Genomic DNA, 16430 nt, shown 5'->3' on the forward strand with positions numbered 1-16430 from the left:
GCGATCTTTTGATCTTGTTTTTGGGGATCAAGGGCAAAAGATCGCAGCCTTCGGCAGCTCCTACAGGGGAATTACTGGGCTCAGAGAAATCGCAGCAGGGCGACGACGATGGCTTCCGGAGCGTCTTCCTGGACGAGGTGGCCGGCGTTGGGGATTGGGTGGAATTGTGATCCCGGGATCATGTTGTGTAACGCTCGACCACGTTCGATGGGAATCCACTGATCCTCTTCACCCCAGAGAATCTGCACCGGGCAACGGATGTTCGGGTACTGATTTTCGGCTTCACGGGTATAGCGCTCATCCATCTGCGCAATCTGCCGATAGAACGCCGCTTGGCCTGGATCGCCGAGCCAGGGCTGCACGTAGGGCGCCAATTCATCATCGGGAATCTCGCGGTGAATCGCCCCGCGAATATAGGTCGGGACGATGGCGCGCTGAATGTAATCGGGCAGTCCGCTGAAGGCTGCTTCATGCAGGCGCACATGCTGCACAAACGGCGAACCCCAGGGCGTCAGCGCCACCGGATCGATCAGCGTCAGGCTGCGGTAGTCCTTGCCATCGAGCAGATGCGTGCGCAACGCGGTGGCGCCGCCGAAGTCATGGGCGACCACGTCGGGACGTTGGATATTCCAGTGCTCAAGCAATTGCGCGAGGAGTTGGTTTTGTATGCCGAGGGACACATCCGCATCAGGTTGCTCGGAGCGCCCGTAGCCGAGCAAATCGAAATAGTGCACCCGGTGCGTGGCGAAAAAATGCGGCGCAATGCGGTGCCACACGTAGGAAGAGAAGGGCGTGCCATGCACAAACACCAGCGGCGGGCCGTCGCCGCGCACGGCATGACGTACCTGTCGGCCATGGAAATCAAAGACCTGATCGAGCAGCCAGTCCGTCATGGGCTTGTCCTCTTGGCGGGTTTGAGCCAAGAAGCATAGGCGTAAAAAAACAGCCGGGGCGGCTGTTCCCTATTTCCCTGAATAAACACAAATCCCCTGTAGGAGCTGCCGCAGGCTGCGATCTTTTGATCCTGGTTCTAACAATCAAAGTCAAAAGGTCGCAGCCTGCGGCAGCTCCTACAGGGGGATCTGTGTTGGATCATTCGCCGCGATAAATGCAACCGCTGGTGCAGGTCTCGTGGATGCGGATCGCGCTGAGTTCCGGCAGCAGTGGCTTCATTTCATTCCAGATGAATTTGGCCAACACTTCGCTGGTCGGGTTTTCCAGACCGGGAATATCGTTCAGGTAGTTGTGATCCAGACGCTCGTACAGAGGCTTGAAAATCGCCTTGATCTCGGAGAAGTCGCGGATCCAGCCGGTGTGCGGATCGAGGTCACCGCTGAGGTGAAGCGCCACTTTGAACGAGTGGCCATGCAGACGCCCGCACTTGTGGCCGTCCGGGACGTGCGGCAGGCGGTGGGCGGATTCGAATGTAAATTCCTTGAAGATTTCCACAGTGTTTTCAGCTCTGTTCAGATGGCGTTCGCCGCAGCGATTCGGGCAGGCCGGGAGTTTATCAGCTTGTGTTTGGCCGTGCTGACTAAAGGGTCAGCAAGCGCTCGGCGAGGCGACCATTGGCAGCCAGTTCGAGAAACTCGTCGCCCAATCGGCGGCTCTCTTCCATCGCCGCGTGCCAGTATTTCTGCCGGCTCGGCGCATCGCCCATGAAGCGTTTGAAGTCGTTGCGGTCGGGCAGTTTGCCGTAGGGCAGGCGCGCCAGGTATTCCTTCGAAGGCGCGAGCAACAGCACGTCCTGCAAGCGCTCCACCGAAGCACGACGCCACGGCAACGTCTTGTCGAACCAGCCCGGAATCACCCGGTCGGTGAAGTGCGGATAGAGCACGATACCGTCGCCGCTGTAGGGCAAGTCGAGGTGATAGTCGAGCAGGCCTCCGTCGCGAAACGTTCCGGCACCGGCACCCGGCAAATCACGCACGCCTTCCATGACCATCGGGATCGAACCCGACGCCAGTAGCGCCTGACGCAGATTGCCGGCATTGAGCGCGACGAAGCGTGACGGAAAGTCGTTCAACGCATTGACCGGCGGCGCCAGGCGCGGATCGTGGATGATCAACCGTTCGAAGTGCCGCGACAGCCGTGCGCGGCCTCGCAGGTTATCGGCAATTACCGAGCCCAGTGCCAGCCCCAGTCGACCACGATGATCATCGGCCAGACGCCCCTGACTCTTCACCACCATTATGTTCAAGCGGTAATCGGCGTTACTGAGGATGCTCGCATCGCGGCCGTCAAGCAGGTCATTGAGCATGCGCTGTGAACTCTGGCTGATCTCGGCCATGGTCACGCCTTTGTTGAAATTCTGCTCGGCGTAGAGCTGGCCGAGGCGACGGATGCCTTCGGCGGCGTCCGGCAGACAGGCGCTGGCGAAGCGCCAGGAACCGACCGAAGCCCCGATCAGCGAACGCTCGCGCGGCGCGCTCGGCAGCCACTCACCGAACAACGCCAGATCCAGCCCCTGAATCCCCAGCGCCTTCGGCCCACCGGCCGCGCCGGGCAGGGTGCCGACGTCGGCAGCGTTCAGGCCTTGCGCACGAATCCGCGCCATGGCCCGAGGGCCAGCCTTGAGGGTGAGGGCAGGGAACTTGATGTGGATGGCAGTCATACCGGTCTCGATCGTTAGCAAGCGAAGAATTATAAACACATGTTGCGATCCCTGTAGGAGCTGCCGAAGGCTGCGATCTTTTGACTTTAAAAAAGCAGGATCAAAAAATCGCAGCCTGCGGCAGCTCCTACAGGGGAAACGAGTTTGGTGGGCACAATGATGGCCATTCAGTTTCAGTTAAGTTCATCCCGTTAAGGTGCCGGCAGTAGGCAACACATAAAAATACGGAGATACCCATGAAAACCCTGACTGCCCTGTCCCTCGTCTCGATCCTCGGCCTGACCGCCAGCCTCGCCCATGCCCGCGATTTGGGCCCTGATGAAGCCCTGCGGTTGCGCGACGCTGGTACTATCGTCTCCTTCGAGAAGCTCAATGCCACGGCACTGGCCAAACACCCGGGTTCGACCATCACCGAAACCGAGCTGGAAGAGGAGTACGGCAAGTACATCTACCAGGTCGAACTGCGTGATCCACAGGGGCTGAACTGGGATCTGGAATTAGACGCGGTCAGTGGGCAGGTTCTCAAGGATCATCAGGATACGTAATGAAGGTTAATGTTCGCGCCACCAGCCTTGCTGCGTTGGCGCTTGTGATTTCCTGTTCGTCGGCGATGGCTCGCGACCTCGATCAGGACGAGGCACTGAAGCTGCGTCAGCGCGGGGTGATCCTGCCGCTGGAGCAAGTGTTGCAGCAGGCCATGGATCGCTATCCCGGGGCAAAATTGCTGGAAGTCGAGCTGGAAGAGAAACACGACGTCTACATTTATGAAGTCGAGTTGCTGACGGCCGAGGGTGTCGCGCGCGAGCTGCACCTGAAGGCCGATACCGGTGAACTCGTGAAAGACAAGGAAGATTGATCGATGCGCTTGCTTCTGGTGGAAGACCACGTACCGCTGGCCGACGAGTTGATCGCCAGTCTGCAACGTCAAGGTTACGCGGTGGATTGGCTGGCGGACGGCCGCGATGCCTTGTATCAGGGCAGCAGCGAGCCCTATGACCTGATCATCCTCGACCTCGGCTTGCCCGGCGTGCCGGGGCTTGAGGTGCTGGCGCAGTGGCGCGCGGGCGGGTTGGCGATCCCGGTGTTGATCCTCACCGCGCGCGACTCCTGGGCTGAACGCATCGAAGGCCTCAAGGCCGGTGCCGACGATTACCTGACCAAACCGTTCCACCCGGAAGAGCTGCACCTGCGGGTGCAGTCGCTGTTGCGCCGCTCAAAGGGCCAGGCCAATCAAACCACGCTCAAGGCTGCCGGCTTGCATCTGGACGAGGGCCGTCAGTGCGTGACGCGCGACGGTGCCGATATCCAGCTGACCGCCGCAGAATTCCGTCTGCTGCGCTATTTCATGCTGCACCCGGAGCAGATCCTTTCCAAAAGCCACCTCGCCGAACACCTCTATGACGGCGAGACCGAGCGTGACTCCAACGTCCTCGAAGTCCACGTCAATCACCTGCGCCGCAAACTGGGCAAAAGCGTCATCGAAACCCGTCGCGGTCAGGGTTACCTGTTCGGCGGGCAAGCTTCATGAGGTCGATCCAGCGCCGCTTGAGCCTGGGTTTGATCAGCGTGATGGTGGTGGTGGGTCTGGTGTTGGCGCAAACCAGCCTGTGGTTGTTCGAAATGGGCTTGCAACGCTACCTCGAAGCCGGGTTGCGCAACGACAGCGAGAGCCTGCTGGTGGCGCTGGTGCGCGGCCCGCAGGGCTTGCAGCTGGATGAACGCCACCTGTCACCGGCCTATCAGCGGCCGTTTTCCGGGCATTACTTCCGCATCGATTTTGCCGACAGCCACTGGCGCTCGCGCTCGCTGTGGGATCAGGACCTGCCGCTGCTCGAGCATCCGGGGCTGCACAGTAATCTGCAATTGGGCCCGGACGGCCAGAAATTGCTGGTGCTGCGTTCGGACTATCGCCGATTGGGCCAGTCGATCTCCATCAGCGTCGCGCAGGATTACACGCCGGTGAACGACAGCTTCCAGCGCATGCGCCAGATCGGCCTCGGTCTCGGTCTGGCCGGTTTGTTGCTGATTCTGTTGTTGCAACGCCTCACCGTACGTCGCGCGCTGCGGCCGTTGGAAAAGGCGCGTGAGCAAATCGCTCAGTTGCAGCAGGGCCAGCGCTCGCAACTGGACGATCAGGTGCCGGTGGAGCTGGAACCACTGGTGGCGCAGATCAACCATTTGCTCGCGCACACCGAAGACAGCCTCAAGCGTTCGCGCAATGCGCTGGGCAATCTCGGCCATGCGCTGAAAACGCCGCTGGCGGTGCTGCTGAGCCTGGCGTCGAGTGAAAAACTCGATGGTCATCCCGAGCTGCGCAGGATCCTCAAGGAACAACTGGAACAGGTGCAGCAACGGCTCAATCGTGAACTCAATCGCGCGCGGCTGTCCGGTGATGCGTTGCCGGGTGCGCTGTTTGATTGCGATGCCGAACTGCCGGGATTGCTGGCGACGCTGAACATGATCCACGGCGAGCATCTGGCGTTGAGCTACTTGGCGCCGCCGGGGCTGCAATTGCCGTGGGATCGTGAGGACTTGCTGGAGCTGCTGGGCAACCTGCTGGATAACGCCTGCAAATGGGCGGATGCCGAAGTGCGTTTGAGCGTGGTCGAGAGCGCTGACGGGTTCGCCTTGAGCATTGAGGATGATGGCCCGGGGATTCCTGCCGAACAACGCGCTCAGGTGTTCAGTCGCGGGACACGGCTTGATGAGCAGACTGACGGCCATGGCCTGGGACTGGGGATTGTGCGCGATATCGTCGATACGTGGGGCGGGACGTTGGTGTTGGGCGAGAGCGAGTGGGGAGGGTTGAAGGTAGAGATTCAGCTGCCTCGGCGATAACCTGAACCCTTGCACAAACCCTGTAGGAGCTGCCGAAGGCTGCGATCTTTTGATCTTGCTTTTAAGAGATCAAGATCAAAAGATCGCAGCCTTCGGCAGCTCCTACAGGGGGAGTGCGTTTCTGGGTGAACCGCTGTAGCTCGAACAAGCAAGCCGCATCAGGTTCTTCGAATCACACTCGAAACTGATCCATCAAACTCTGCTGCTGATTCGCCAGGCTGTTCAGCGACTGGCTCACCCGCGCCGACTCGTTCGCCTGACCCGACAGCGATTCAGTCACATCGCGAATCGTCGCCACGTTGTTGTTGATCTCTTCTGCCACCGCGCTCTGCTCTTCAGCGGCACTGGCAATCTGCAGGTTCATGTCGCTGATCACTGTCACCGCATCACCAATCTGCCGCAGCGCCGTCACCGCTTGGCCAACTTGCTCAACACTGCCCTGCGCCTGACGATGGCTGTTACTCATCGAGCCGACCACATCCTGTGTGCCGCTCTGCAATTGTTCGATGACCTGACGGGTTTCTTCCACCGACTCCTGCGTGCGGCGGGCGAGGTTGCGGACTTCGTCGGCGACAACGGCAAAACCGCGTCCGGCTTCACCGGCACGAGCCGCTTCGATCGCGGCGTTGAGGGCTAGCAGGTTGGTTTGCTCGGCGATGGCGCGGATGGTTTCCAGCACCGCGCCGATTTTCTCACTGTTGGCGGCCAGGCCTTCGACTTGCACCATTGCCGCGCTCATGTCGGCGGCGAGGGTGTCGATGCTGGCGGTGGTGCGGTCGATCACGGTCAGGCCCTGACGCGTGGCACGATCAGCATCCTTGGCGGCTTCGGCCGCTTGCGCTGCGCTGCGGGCGACGTCCTGCGCGGTGGCGCTCATTTCGTGGGACGCAGTCGCGACCTGATCGACCTGACGGTATTGCTGTTCCATGCCGGCGCTGGTCTGCGTAGCGATGGCCGAGGACTGGTCGGCGGTGTTGCGCGCGTCCTGCACCGAGCGTTTCACTTCGGCGATGATCGGCTGCAACTTGTCGAGGAACTTGTTGAACCAACCGGCCAGTTGACCGAGTTCATCCTGCTTGTCGTACGCCAGGCGCCGGGTCAGATCGCCTTCGCCGCTGGCGATGTCTTCGAGCATGTGCGCCACGCCAAGGATCGGTCGGGTCACGCTGCGCGCCATCAGCCACACCAGCAGCAGGCCAATCAACGCCGCCAGAACGCCGAGGCCCAACTCGATCAGCGTGCCGGTGTTGTTGCTCGCATCCAGCTGCTGCTTGAGCGCTTCGGCGCGTTCCACCAGCACTTTTTCAGGAACATCCAGCAACACCGCCCACGACGGTCCGCCGGGAATCGGCTGGAACGGCGACAGCACTTTCAACTGGCCGTTGCTGTGCAGGCTGCTGACGTTGGTAGTGGAAGCCAGTTGGCGCAGCAGTTCGGCGCCGCTGGTTTTATCCACGGCGTCCAGACGCTGGCTGAGTTTGCTGGCATCCGGGCTGTAGCCGGCAAGCAGGCCGACAGGGCTGATGATGCTCACGGCGGTCTGGCCGTCATAGAGCTTTTTGCTGGCGCTCTGGCTGATCGCTTGCAGGCTGTTGAGGTTGATGTCGACCGACAGCGAAGCGATGACTTTACCGTTGACCATCAGCGGGAAAACGATGCTGGTCATCAGCACGTTGTGGCCATCGATCACATAGAAGTACGGTTCGATCACGCAGGGTTTGAGCGTGGTGCGCGGGCAGGTGAACCAGGCGTTGGCAGCCTGACCACTGGGGCCGGTGCTGGTATCGGCCATGTCACTTTCCGGCAGGGCCATCGAGGTGATTTTGCCCGGGGTCGGCTGCGACCAGTACAGGGCGAAGCGGCCCTTGTCGTTACTGCCCAGCTCGGCCTGGCCGGCAAACAGTTCATCCTTGCCGTCCAGCGCGTTGGCTTCGAACACCAGCGACAGGCCGAGCAAGTCCGGATTGGCTTGCAGCGCGGACTTGACCTGACGGGTCATGTCTTCGCGTAGGTCGAAGGCATCGAGGAAGCGCTTTTCGGCCTGCTCTCGCAGGAACAAAACCTGACGCGAGAAACCATGGCCGTATTGATAAGCGTCCATGAACTGCTGACGAATGCCGGCGGCTTGCACCTCGCCCTGGGATTCGATGCGCGCCTGGGCCGATTCGGTGAGCATCTCCATGCTGGAGGCTTTCACCATTGCGGAGCTGTGCTCCATGCGATACAGCGAAAGACCCACCAACAGGGTCACGATACCGGCCAGGCAAAGCCCGGCGAGCAGGGTGATTTTCCATTGGATGGAAAGTTGTCTGAGCGACATGGAGACGTCCTTATTTCGATAAGTATCTGAGACTTTGCACTGTAGCGGCCGTAAAACGGCTTTCTTTATCCCGCAAACACAATATGGCGGATTGCCGCAGGTTATGGCTGCGACCCGTTGATGAGGCTGATTCTGTGGCGAGGGGATTTATCCCCTGTAGGAGCTGCCGAAGGCTGCGATCTTTCGATCTATCTTTCGATGCGAAAAAACAAAGTCAAAAGATCGCAGCCTTCGGCAGCTCCTACACGGTTCTTCATCGGGTGCTGCGTCGTGATTCGGTCGCTTGCTTTGACACCACCGCCACTCTGCGGCACAGTGCGCGCCCTTCTAATAAGACCCTCTTTGCAATCCGCCGGTTGACCTTTGGCGGACTCATCCTGTCTGGCGGTCGGTTTTCCACCGCAGTGTTTTTTGAGGTAATGAAATGAATGCAGTCATAGCGGCGGTTGGCATCATGCTGATTCTCAGCCTGTCCCGCGTGCACGTGGTGATCGCTTTGATCGTCGGCGCGCTGGTTGGCGGCCTGACCGGTGGTCTGGGCATCGATGCCACGCTCAAGGCGTTCAACAGCGGCTTGGGCGGCGGGGCGACGGTGGCGTTGTCCTACGCATTGCTCGGCGCTTTCGCCGTGGCGATTGCCAAGTCGGGCCTGGCCCATGCGCTGGCCGACAAGGCGCTGGCGATGGTCGACCGCCAGCACAGTACCGGTGGCGGCAACGTCAAATGGCTGCTGATCGGCCTGTTGTGGGTGGTGGCGATTGCCTCGCAGAACATTCTGCCGATCCACATTGCGTTCATTCCGTTGCTGGTTCCGCCGCTTCTTTATGTACTGACCAAGCTGCAACTCGACCGCCGCTTGATCGCCTGCGTCATGACTTTCGGTCTGATCACGCCGTACATGTTTCTGCCGGTGGGTTTCGGCAACATCTTCCTCAATGAAATTCTGCTGGCCAACGTTGCACGCAGCGGCGTCGACATCAGCGGCATCAACGTCACCCATGCCATGGGCATTCCGGCGCTGGGCATGGTGTTCGGTCTGGCGATGGCCTTCATCAGCTACCGCAAGCGGCGCGTCTACGATCTGGCGAAGATCGAGCAGGTCGAGCAAGTGGCGGTGCAGTACAACCCGCTGAGCCTGATGATTGCCGGCGTGGCGATTGCCGCCGCGTTCATCGTGCAGTTGCTGCTCGACTCTATGATTATCGGGGCGCTGGTGGGCTTCCTGATCTTCTCGGTGTCGGGCATCGTCAAATGGCGCGACACCGATGATCTGTTCACCGAAGGCATGAAGATGATGGCGATGATCGGCTTCATCATGATCGCCGCCTCAGGCTTCGCCGAGGTGATGAAGGCCACTGGGCAGATACAGACCCTGGTCGAGTCGTCGGCGTCGTTGATCAATCACAGCAAGGGCGTGGGCGTGCTGTTGATGTTGCTGGTCGGATTGCTGGTGACCATGGGCATCGGTTCGTCGTTTTCCACGGTGCCGATTCTGGCGGCGATTTTCGTCCCGCTGTGCGTGCAACTGGGTTTCAGCCCGTTGGCCATCGTCTGCATTGTCGGCACTGCCGGTGCGCTGGGCGATGCCGGTTCGCCGGCCTCGGACTCGACCCTGGGCCCGACCTCCGGCCTGAACATCGACGGTCAGCATCACCATATCTGGGACACCGTGGTGCCAACTTTCCTGCACTACAACCTGCCTTTGCTGGCGTTCGGCTGGGTGGCCGCGATGGTCCTGTAACACCACAAGTCCACCTGTAGGAGTGAGCCTGCTCGCGATGGCGTTGTATCAGTCGGCAAATGTGCTGACGGGTCGGACGCTATCGCGAGCAGGCTCACTCCTACAGGGGATGTGGTGATTCCTCAGCTCAACTTTTGACCTGGCGTGCCGTTAAAGCCTTTAACCACGCCAATAAAACCAAAAGAGTGAGCACCCCCAATGCGCCTGAGCCTCAAGGCTAAAGTCCTCTCCCTCGCCGTCCTCCCGGTATTGCTCTTTGCGCTGGTCATCAGCCTGACCACGCTGTTCATTCTTCAGGAACAGGCGCGCGAAGAGGTCGAACAGACCCGCGAGCGCCTGCTCGGCGACGCCAAAGCCACTCTGCAAAGTTACGTCGCCGTGGCCATGACCACGATCAAACCGCTGTACGACGCTGCCGCCCCCGGCGATGAAGCGGCGCGCGCGCAGGCGATCAAACTGCTTTCGGGGATTCGCTACGGCAAGGACGGCTACTTCTTCGGCTACGACTCCGAAACCGTGCGCCTGTTCAAGGCCAACGATCCCGAAGGCGTGGGCAAAAGCTTCAAGGACAACCGCGATCCGAATGGCGTCTACGTCAACCTCGGCCTGGTGAAAGTGGCGAAGGACGGCACGCATTACCTGCAATACAGCTCGCCGCTGCCGGGCAACGCGAAGGTGCTGGTGCCGAAACTCGGCTACACCGAATACCTCGCGAAGTGGGACATGGCGGTCGGTACCTCGGTCAACCTCGACGGCATCGAAGCGCAAGTGGCGTTGGTCGAAACGCAGGTGCAGGAACGCATGCAAGGCGTGGTGCTGAGCATCGTCGGCGTGGCGGTGGTGGTGCTGCTCGTTATTGCGGCGGTGGGGATGCTGCTGGCCAATACCATTTTGCGTCCGCTGACCCAGATGAAAGCCAACCTCGATGACATCGCAGCAGGCGAGGGTGACCTGACACGCCGCCTGAACATCACCAGCCAGGACGAACTGGGTGAGCTGGCCGGCTCGTTCAATCGCTTCGTCGACAAGATTCATGGCTTGGTGCGGCAGATCACCGAGATGACCACGCAACTGACCGGGTTGGTGACGCAGGTCTCCGATCAGGCCCAGCGTTCGGATCAGGCGATGGAGCGTCAGCGCCACGAGACCGATCAGGTCGCCACGGCGATCAACGAAATGTCCGCCGCCGCCCAGGAAGTCGCCAAGAGCGCGCAGAACGCCGCCGTCGCCGCCCAGCAAACCGACGAAGAAGGCCAGAGCGCCAAACGCGTGGTCGCGGGCAGCATCAAACAGATTCACGCGCTGGTCGATGACATCCGCAGCAGCGGGGTATCGCTCGATAGCCTGCAACAGGACGTCAGTTCGATTGTCGGCGTGCTCGGGGTGATCCGTTCGATTGCCGAGCAAACCAACCTGCTGGCACTGAACGCGGCAATTGAAGCGGCGCGCGCCGGTGAGGCCGGGCGTGGGTTTGCAGTGGTGGCGGATGAGGTTCGTGCGCTGGCCAGTCGTACGCAGATCAGCACCCAGGAAATTCAGGCGATGATCGATCGCTTGCAGGCGGGCACGCAATCGGCGGTCGAGGCGATGCGCCGTTCCAGCGAGGCGGGTGACGGTACATCGGCGCAAGCCAATCAGGCCGGGGCTTCGCTGGATGCGATGGCGGAATTGATTGCGACCATCAACTCGATGAACGCGCAAATCGCCAGCGCTGCCGAGGAGCAGACGGCGGTGGCCGAAGAGATCAACCGCAGCGTGCATCAGATTGCGGTGGCGGTGGATAGCGTGGCGGATGAAACGCAACTGGGGGCGCAGACTTCGCGCAGTCTGGCGGATCTCGGCCAGCGGTTGGGCAAACTGGTTGGGCAGTTCCGAATCTAGGAGCCGTACACAAACCCCTGTAGGAGCTGCCGAAGGCTGCGATCTTTTGATTTTGCTTTTCAGAAGATCAAAAGATCGCAGCCTGCGGCAGCTCCTACAGGGATGGGGTAGTCCTCAAGGCCTGTCCCAGTAAGGCACTTCGCCAAAACATTCGACAAAGAAATCAATCACCGTCCGTACCTTCACCGACAACCGCCGGCTCCCTGGCCACAGCACCGCGATCTGCTGCGGTTCCAGACTGTTCGACACCTGATATTCGCCCAGCACCGGCACCAGCGTGCCTTCGCGCACCGCTTCGCCAATCAGCCATGACGGAAACATCACCAACCCCAACCCCTGTTCGGCAGCCTGGGTGAGGGTGTCGGCGTGGTTGCCGGTGATCGGCCCCCTCACCGAACAGGGCGTCCAGTCGCCTTGATCCTGACGGAAAAACCAACGCTGCAGGCCAGTCGCGCCTTTGTAGGCCAGACACTGATGTCGCGCGAGTTCGTCGGGATGCTGCGGCGTGCCGTGGCGTTTCAGATACGCCGGGCTGGCGGCGACCTGAAAGCGGTGCGGCGCAATTATCCGCGCCTGCATGCTTGAATCGTGCAGCGGGCCGATGCGAAACAGCAGGTCTGCACCCTCCTGCAACGGGTCGACGTAATGGTCGGTTTGCTGAATGTCCAGTTGCAGCTTCGGGTAACGCGCGCACAACTGACCGAGCCACGGCGTCAGATGCCGTTGACCAAACACCACCGGGGCGTTGATCCGTACAAGGCCGGTGGGTTCGCTTTGCTGTTCCTGCAAGGCTTGTTCGGCTTCTTCCAGTTGCACCAATACCAGGCGCGCATGGTGGCCGAGCATGCGCCCGGCTTCGGTCGGCGTGACTGCGCGCGTGTGGCGATAGAGCAATTGCTGGTTCAGCGCTTGTTCCATCAACTGGATCTGCCGCGAGATGGAGGAGGGCGCCACGCCCTCGCGACGGGCGACTTCGGAGAAGCTGCCGTGGTCGAGCACTGCGACAAACAGTCTGAGTGCCTTGAAACCGAGTTCATTGAGCCCGTGCATGGGTCATCCTGCTGTGCGAGTTGCGCAAAAGTGTTGTCCGGATGCTCCCATTTATCGCACAGCGAAGCCAGTCGATAATCCGCGCCATCGTTTACTTGCACAGGTTTTGGTTATGCAAACGTTGGATGAGGTAAGTGTTAGCGCGCCAGTGGCCAAGCCGTTGTTGCGATTGTTGTTGCTGCCGCTGGTGATTCTGGCGGGCATGGGTTTATCAGTGGAGGCGGGCTTGCTCGGGCCGTTGGGGGTGCAGGTCGGACATTTGTGGGCGACCTTGAGCATCTTTGGCGTCGGCTCGGCGATTCTGTTTTTGCTGCTGTTGTTCGCGGGCCCGCAAAAGGGCCCTGCGTTCACCGATCTGCCGCGCTGGCAGTTGATCGGCGGGTTTCTGGGACCGATGTATGTGGTGGTTTTGACGTTGGCGACGCCGCATATCGGTATTGCGATGACGATGATCGCGATTCTGTCCGGGCAGGTCGGCAAGAGTGTCTTGATCGATCATTTCGGCTGGTTCGGGGCGACGCGCAAGAAGGTTAACGCTGAGCGTTGGCTGGCGTTGGGGTTGATTGTGGTGGCACTGGTTTTGATTGCGCGGGGGTGAGTGATGAGTTTGATTATTTTGTTGGCAGTGGTGGTATTGGCCGGCGCGGTGTTGAGTGTGCAGGCGGCGATCAATGGGCGTTTGGGTGAAACCGTTGGTGTATTGCGCAGCAGTTTGCTGACGTTTGTGGTGGGTGCGGTGGTGACCGGGTTGTTGATTTTGTTTTTTGAGCCGGCGCAGGCGGTGAGTCTGCTGGATGTGCCCAAGTGGCAGTTGATGGGGGCTCTGTTTGGGGTGGTTTATATGATGGTGATGGTGGGCGCGGTGCCTGTGGTGGGGACGGCTGTGGCGACTGTGGCTGTCATTGTCGGGCAGCTTGGGATGGGGATGTTGATTGATAATTTTGGCTGGTTGGGGAATCCGGCGATTGAGCTTTCTTCGAGTCGGGTTTTGGCGATGGGTTGTTTGGGGTTGGCTTTGGTTTTTATGTATCGCAGTAGTGTTCGGTCTTCTGACTGATTGTTTTTGGTGTACATATCCGTTGCTGCGGTGATGGCTGCTTAGGGTTTCGCCCTTACGGCGAGTCACCTTTTCCAGACGCCGAAAAGGTAACCAAAAAGGCTTTACCCTGACGTACGGCCCTCGCTGTGGCTCGGGTTCCTTCGCTGCGGAATTGATCCGGGGGCATCGCCTCCGGTTTGCTTCGCTGCACCTCCTCTCGATGTGTTTGGCTGCGCCAAACGGTCGCTGCGCTCCCACCCCCGGATCAATCCCTCCACTCAGCCTGCCGACGGGCTCTGAGATCAAGAGCTGCACTCGAGCTAACGCTCATTGTGTTGAGTGGTGGGAGAGCATGCGGTCGGCTTTTGTTCGGTGTTGGATTCACCCCTCACCCCAGCCCTCTCCCCGAGGAGAGGGAGCCGATTTGTGAGGCTTTCAGAATCTGAGTTCGACTCGGTATCCCAGGTCGGCATAGCTCTGCCAAACACCTCACCCTAGCCCTCTCCCTCCGGGAGAGGGCTAGGGTGAGGGGCTCTTGATCTGGCTCTTGATCTGGCTCTTGATGTTGCTCTTGCTCTTAGCCCCCATCGGCAGGCCGAGCGGAGGTGTTCATCCGGGGGGCAGGCGCGCAGCGCCGTGCGGCGAAGCCGCATTCATCGAGAGGAGGTGCAGCGAAGCAAACCGTAGGCGATGCCCCCGGATGGACACCGTAGCGAGGGAACACTGAGCCTCAGCGAAGTGCCGTACGCCGGGGGCAAAGCCTTTTGGTTCCTTTTTGGCGTTTGAAAAAGGGACTCGCTGTAAGAGCGAAACCGCCAGCCGCAACACCCGTAGCAACGGATATGCTCACAACTCCCAAAAACCAAAAACCAAACACAAACAAAATCAAAAGATCGCAGCCTGCGGCAGCTCCTACACTGTTGTTTACGGCTTGCATTCAAGCCTCAGACAACCACCACCCAAGGAGTCTGTCCCATGCCTGATAGAAAATGCGATTGTCCCGGATGTAAATGCACCATCAAAGACGGCGAGCATGCGTACGCGGTGCACGGCAAGCACTACTGCTGCGAGGCCTGCGCCCACCACCACAAGGGGGGCGAGGAATGCTCAAGCAAGGGCTGCCAGTGCGCGCATCCCAAGTAAACGTACCCATAAAAAAGTGGAGCCTAATCAGGCTCCACTTCCAGTTTCAGGCTGTCATCTTCCAGCCGCTCGGTATGGCGCACCGTACCTTGTAGCAATCGACCGTCAACCCTGACCACGACGGTTTTCGCCTGATCAAGATCTTCAGGTAACGGTGCCGGCACCCTCAGCGCGAAGCGAAACGGATCATCTTCGACGGCTTCAAGTCCTACCGGGCAGTCGACACTTTTGGTGATACGCCCGAACAAACTGTCCAGGCCGTAATCCAGATGTGCCGGGCTCATGAGGTGGGTCATTGTGCATTCCCCCGAATGATGTCGATTACTGTGCGCAGCTTAGCTGGTCGGTCGCCAGACGACGTTTTCCACGCCGAATTTTTCCGCCATCGGTTTACTGGTCTTCTGCACCTTTTCCCGACCGAAACGCGGGATCCGGCCTACGCCGGCGTCGCAACTCGCCCAATGCCAAGCCTCGGCGTTGTCCATCTTGTCCGAGCGGATAATGAAGGACTTGGGCGTGCCGTGAAGGGTGTAGTCGATGACATAAAGTTTTGCGTTGTTCATAAAGCCCGTATTCCTCCCTGTGGTAATAGAAGGATCGCGGCGCACCGGGAAAATTCACTCGGATTGTCCGACGGTATCTACCCCGATCTGACGGGAGCTACCGATGGCTGCGATCCAGTGATCACTTACCGGTCAGAACTGATACCCGATCCCCGCGTAATACCCCCAACCATTCGAACGCGCGCGGAAATTACCGTCGCCGAAATTCAGCTCGCTGCCGTCCTCCCAGTTGCCGCCGTTGTGGAAATAACGCCCGACCAGGGTGAAGCGCAAATGGGTGAAGGAGTAGAGCAACACGTTGGTCGCCACCGTCGCGTTGGCGGTGCGTGCCGGGTTGTCCTTGTGGATGTCGGAGCCGAAATCGAAGTTGGTGAAGCCGATGTAGGTCAGCGAGGCACCGTTGCTGAATTTGTCGATGGGGATGATGTACTTGAGCTGCGCGCGGTAGCCGTCCCATGAATATTCGTTGCTCGCGCCGTAGTTTTCCCACTGGTAACGCCCGTACAGGTTGGCCGACAGGTTGACCCGCGAATGAGTGTCGATGTCGGTGCCGAAACCGCTGTAGAGGGTGTTGGCACGATTTTCTTTGCGGCTGCCGTGGTCGTAGATCCAGTCGAAGGCGACATACCATTCCTTGAACGGGCCGATAGCCAGGCTGCGGCCGGCGAGGTAGTCGATGGAGATCCGCGGTTCGTGCTCCATGAACACCGGCGAGCCGTGGTCCCATACGCCTTTGTCGTGGCTGTTGCCGATGTTGAAGATCTTCGGCACGTCGATATAGCCGTATAGCTCGAACGGGCCCTTGCGCCCGAAGTATTCATATTCCAGGTAGATGTCGTCAGCCGGTTGCGGGCCGAAGCTGATGTCTTTGCTGCCGATCAGGGTCAGGTCCTGGTTGTACCAGTCCGACAGGTAAGCGCCTTTTTTCGGCGGGCTGGCTTCAGGGCTGAGGGTTTCGCCTTGGGCGGAGTCGTCGGGCAGAGCCGGTTGCGCAAATGCGCTTTGACTGAGAACTCCGGTAACGCCAGTCAGTAGCAAGGAAACAGCAAACGTGCGCGATAGGGGCGCGCGAAGAAGGGAAGCGACGTGCATGCAAAGTCCTTTTTTTGCGGATCAAGGCCCGAATTCTTTGGGCCTGGCGGATGTGTGGCGAAAATGCCGTGATTGACGGTTCGCAAACGTTTGCACAAGGCGTACCAGTTTTCTTCTAGCGGCCCTGTAGGAGCTGCGATCTTTTGATC

At 59.8% G+C, this 16430-nt stretch carries 17 protein-coding genes and 1 pseudogene; 9 read left to right on the forward strand and 9 right to left on the reverse strand.

All coding sequences use genetic code 11. The annotated features are described in order from the left end of the window. Positions 1–80: 80 nt before the first annotated feature. From ICA16_RS00720 to ICA16_RS00730, 3 genes are all read right to left on the reverse strand, one after another. Complete coding sequence (locus ICA16_RS00720; RefSeq protein ID WP_210699680.1) at positions 81–893, reverse strand: alpha/beta fold hydrolase; 813 nt, start codon at positions 891–893, stop codon at positions 81–83. Positions 894–1092: 199 nt separating this feature from the next. Then, positions 1093–1449 carry a 6-carboxytetrahydropterin synthase QueD gene (gene queD / locus ICA16_RS00725; RefSeq protein ID WP_007915588.1) on the reverse strand — a complete coding sequence of 119 codons (357 nt, stop codon included), beginning with the start codon at positions 1447–1449 and terminating at the stop codon, positions 1093–1095. An 85-nt stretch (positions 1450–1534) separates the two neighbouring features. Then, on the reverse strand, positions 1535–2614 hold the full coding sequence (locus ICA16_RS00730; protein ID WP_210699681.1) for a patatin-like phospholipase family protein: 1080 nt from the start codon (positions 2612–2614) through the stop codon (positions 1535–1537). Between the two features lie 236 nt (positions 2615–2850). Here ICA16_RS00730 and ICA16_RS00735 point away from each other — a divergent pair, with 236 nt between their 5' ends. The 4 genes from ICA16_RS00735 to ICA16_RS00750 are packed head-to-tail and all read left to right on the forward strand — an operon-like array spanning position 2851 to position 5452. Further along, a complete protein-coding gene (locus tag ICA16_RS00735; RefSeq protein ID WP_150605324.1) occupies positions 2851–3159 on the forward strand; it encodes a PepSY domain-containing protein in 309 nt (102 codons plus the stop codon). After that, positions 3159–3470 carry a PepSY domain-containing protein gene (locus ICA16_RS00740; protein ID WP_150605323.1) on the forward strand — a complete coding sequence of 104 codons (312 nt, stop codon included), beginning with the start codon at positions 3159–3161 and terminating at the stop codon, positions 3468–3470. Before ICA16_RS00735 ends, ICA16_RS00740 begins: the two co-directional genes overlap by 1 nt. 3 nt (positions 3471–3473) lie before the next feature. Next, entirely contained in the window at positions 3474–4142 is a 669-nt protein-coding gene (locus ICA16_RS00745; RefSeq protein ID WP_210699682.1) for a response regulator transcription factor, read from the forward strand. Beyond that, positions 4139–5452, forward strand: coding sequence for a sensor histidine kinase (locus ICA16_RS00750; protein ID WP_210699683.1), 1314 nt, complete (start codon positions 4139–4141; stop codon positions 5450–5452). Before ICA16_RS00745 ends, ICA16_RS00750 begins: the two co-directional genes overlap by 4 nt. 172 nt (positions 5453–5624) lie before the next feature. Here the strand turns inward: ICA16_RS00750 and ICA16_RS28365 are convergent, their stop codons facing one another. Beyond that, positions 5625–6380, reverse strand: a complete 756-nt coding sequence (locus tag ICA16_RS28365; protein ID WP_390896377.1) for a methyl-accepting chemotaxis protein — start codon at positions 6378–6380, stop codon at positions 5625–5627. A gap of 102 nt (positions 6381–6482) precedes the next feature. Beyond that, positions 6483–7772 (reverse strand): annotated as a pseudogene (locus ICA16_RS28370) (methyl-accepting chemotaxis protein); the annotation flags it as partial. Positions 7773–8196: 424 nt separating this feature from the next. Between ICA16_RS28370 and ICA16_RS00760 the strand changes: the two are divergent. Together ICA16_RS00760 and ICA16_RS28585 are read left to right on the forward strand one after the other, a co-directional pair. Next, the gene (locus tag ICA16_RS00760) at positions 8197–9513 is read left to right on the forward strand and encodes a Na+/H+ antiporter family protein (protein WP_210699685.1); all 1317 of its coding nucleotides are present in this window, start codon (positions 8197–8199) and stop codon (positions 9511–9513) included. Between the two features lie 198 nt (positions 9514–9711). Beyond that, positions 9712–11394 carry a methyl-accepting chemotaxis protein gene (locus ICA16_RS28585; protein ID WP_210553135.1) on the forward strand — a complete coding sequence of 561 codons (1683 nt, stop codon included), beginning with the start codon at positions 9712–9714 and terminating at the stop codon, positions 11392–11394. 114 nt (positions 11395–11508) lie between these two features. Here the strand turns inward: ICA16_RS28585 and ICA16_RS00770 are convergent, their stop codons facing one another. Beyond that, positions 11509–12444 (reverse strand): LysR family transcriptional regulator, encoded by a 936-nt coding sequence (locus ICA16_RS00770; protein ID WP_210699686.1) that lies wholly within the window; start codon positions 12442–12444, stop codon positions 11509–11511. 112 nt (positions 12445–12556) lie between these two features. Here ICA16_RS00770 and ICA16_RS00775 point away from each other — a divergent pair, with 112 nt between their 5' ends. The 3 genes from ICA16_RS00775 to ICA16_RS00785 all read left to right on the forward strand — a co-directional run bounded on the left by ICA16_RS00775 (position 12557) and on the right by ICA16_RS00785 (position 14626). Then, entirely contained in the window at positions 12557–13042 is a 486-nt protein-coding gene (locus ICA16_RS00775; protein WP_210699687.1) for a DMT family transporter, read from the forward strand. Positions 13043–13045: 3 nt separating this feature from the next. Further along, a complete protein-coding gene (locus tag ICA16_RS00780; RefSeq protein WP_150618284.1) occupies positions 13046–13501 on the forward strand; it encodes a DMT family transporter in 456 nt (151 codons plus the stop codon). A 957-nt stretch (positions 13502–14458) separates the two neighbouring features. Continuing rightward, the gene (locus ICA16_RS00785; RefSeq protein ID WP_080896040.1) at positions 14459–14626 is read left to right on the forward strand and encodes a metallothionein; all 168 of its coding nucleotides are present in this window, start codon (positions 14459–14461) and stop codon (positions 14624–14626) included. Between the two features lie 23 nt (positions 14627–14649). Here ICA16_RS00785 and ICA16_RS00790 read toward each other — a convergent pair whose 3' ends face one another. The 3 genes from ICA16_RS00790 to ICA16_RS00800 form a co-directional block, all read right to left on the reverse strand. After that, positions 14650–14922, reverse strand: a complete 273-nt coding sequence (locus tag ICA16_RS00790; protein ID WP_150592415.1) for a hypothetical protein — start codon at positions 14920–14922, stop codon at positions 14650–14652. A 39-nt stretch (positions 14923–14961) separates the two neighbouring features. Beyond that, a complete protein-coding gene (locus ICA16_RS00795; protein WP_034154602.1) occupies positions 14962–15189 on the reverse strand; it encodes a DUF6555 family protein in 228 nt (75 codons plus the stop codon). A 132-nt stretch (positions 15190–15321) separates the two neighbouring features. Continuing rightward, complete coding sequence (locus ICA16_RS00800; protein WP_150605314.1) at positions 15322–16281, reverse strand: nucleoside-specific channel-forming protein Tsx; 960 nt, start codon at positions 16279–16281, stop codon at positions 15322–15324. Positions 16282–16430 lie beyond the last annotated feature (149 nt).

The sequence above is a fragment of the Pseudomonas anatoliensis genome, from assembly GCF_017976235.1.
Taxonomy (GTDB): Bacteria; Pseudomonadota; Gammaproteobacteria; order Pseudomonadales; family Pseudomonadaceae; genus Aquipseudomonas; species Aquipseudomonas anatoliensis.

Coding starts and splice junctions, on each gene's coding strand:
- ICA16_RS28585 (WP_210553135.1), top strand. CDS start 9,712: ATGCGCCTGAGCCTCAAGGCTAAAGTCCTCTCCCTCGCCGTCCTCCCG.
- ICA16_RS00730 (WP_210699681.1), bottom strand. CDS start 2,614: ATGACTGCCATCCACATCAAGTTCCCTGCCCTCACCCTCAAGGCTGGC.
- ICA16_RS00775 (WP_210699687.1), top strand. CDS start 12,557: ATGCAAACGTTGGATGAGGTAAGTGTTAGCGCGCCAGTGGCCAAGCCG.
- ICA16_RS00745 (WP_210699682.1), top strand. CDS start 3,474: ATGCGCTTGCTTCTGGTGGAAGACCACGTACCGCTGGCCGACGAGTTG.
- ICA16_RS00740 (WP_150605323.1), top strand. CDS start 3,159: ATGAAGGTTAATGTTCGCGCCACCAGCCTTGCTGCGTTGGCGCTTGTG.
- ICA16_RS00760 (WP_210699685.1), top strand. CDS start 8,197: ATGAATGCAGTCATAGCGGCGGTTGGCATCATGCTGATTCTCAGCCTG.
- ICA16_RS00720 (WP_210699680.1), bottom strand. CDS start 893: ATGACGGACTGGCTGCTCGATCAGGTCTTTGATTTCCATGGCCGACAG.
- ICA16_RS00800 (WP_150605314.1), bottom strand. CDS start 16,281: ATGCACGTCGCTTCCCTTCTTCGCGCGCCCCTATCGCGCACGTTTGCT.
- ICA16_RS00770 (WP_210699686.1), bottom strand. CDS start 12,444: ATGCACGGGCTCAATGAACTCGGTTTCAAGGCACTCAGACTGTTTGTC.
- ICA16_RS00795 (WP_034154602.1), bottom strand. CDS start 15,189: ATGAACAACGCAAAACTTTATGTCATCGACTACACCCTTCACGGCACG.
- ICA16_RS00735 (WP_150605324.1), top strand. CDS start 2,851: ATGAAAACCCTGACTGCCCTGTCCCTCGTCTCGATCCTCGGCCTGACC.
- ICA16_RS00780 (WP_150618284.1), top strand. CDS start 13,046: ATGAGTTTGATTATTTTGTTGGCAGTGGTGGTATTGGCCGGCGCGGTG.
- ICA16_RS28365 (WP_390896377.1), bottom strand. CDS start 6,380: ATGGAACAGCAATACCGTCAGGTCGATCAGGTCGCGACTGCGTCCCAC.
- ICA16_RS00785 (WP_080896040.1), top strand. CDS start 14,459: ATGCCTGATAGAAAATGCGATTGTCCCGGATGTAAATGCACCATCAAA.
- ICA16_RS00790 (WP_150592415.1), bottom strand. CDS start 14,922: ATGACCCACCTCATGAGCCCGGCACATCTGGATTACGGCCTGGACAGT.
- ICA16_RS00750 (WP_210699683.1), top strand. CDS start 4,139: ATGAGGTCGATCCAGCGCCGCTTGAGCCTGGGTTTGATCAGCGTGATG.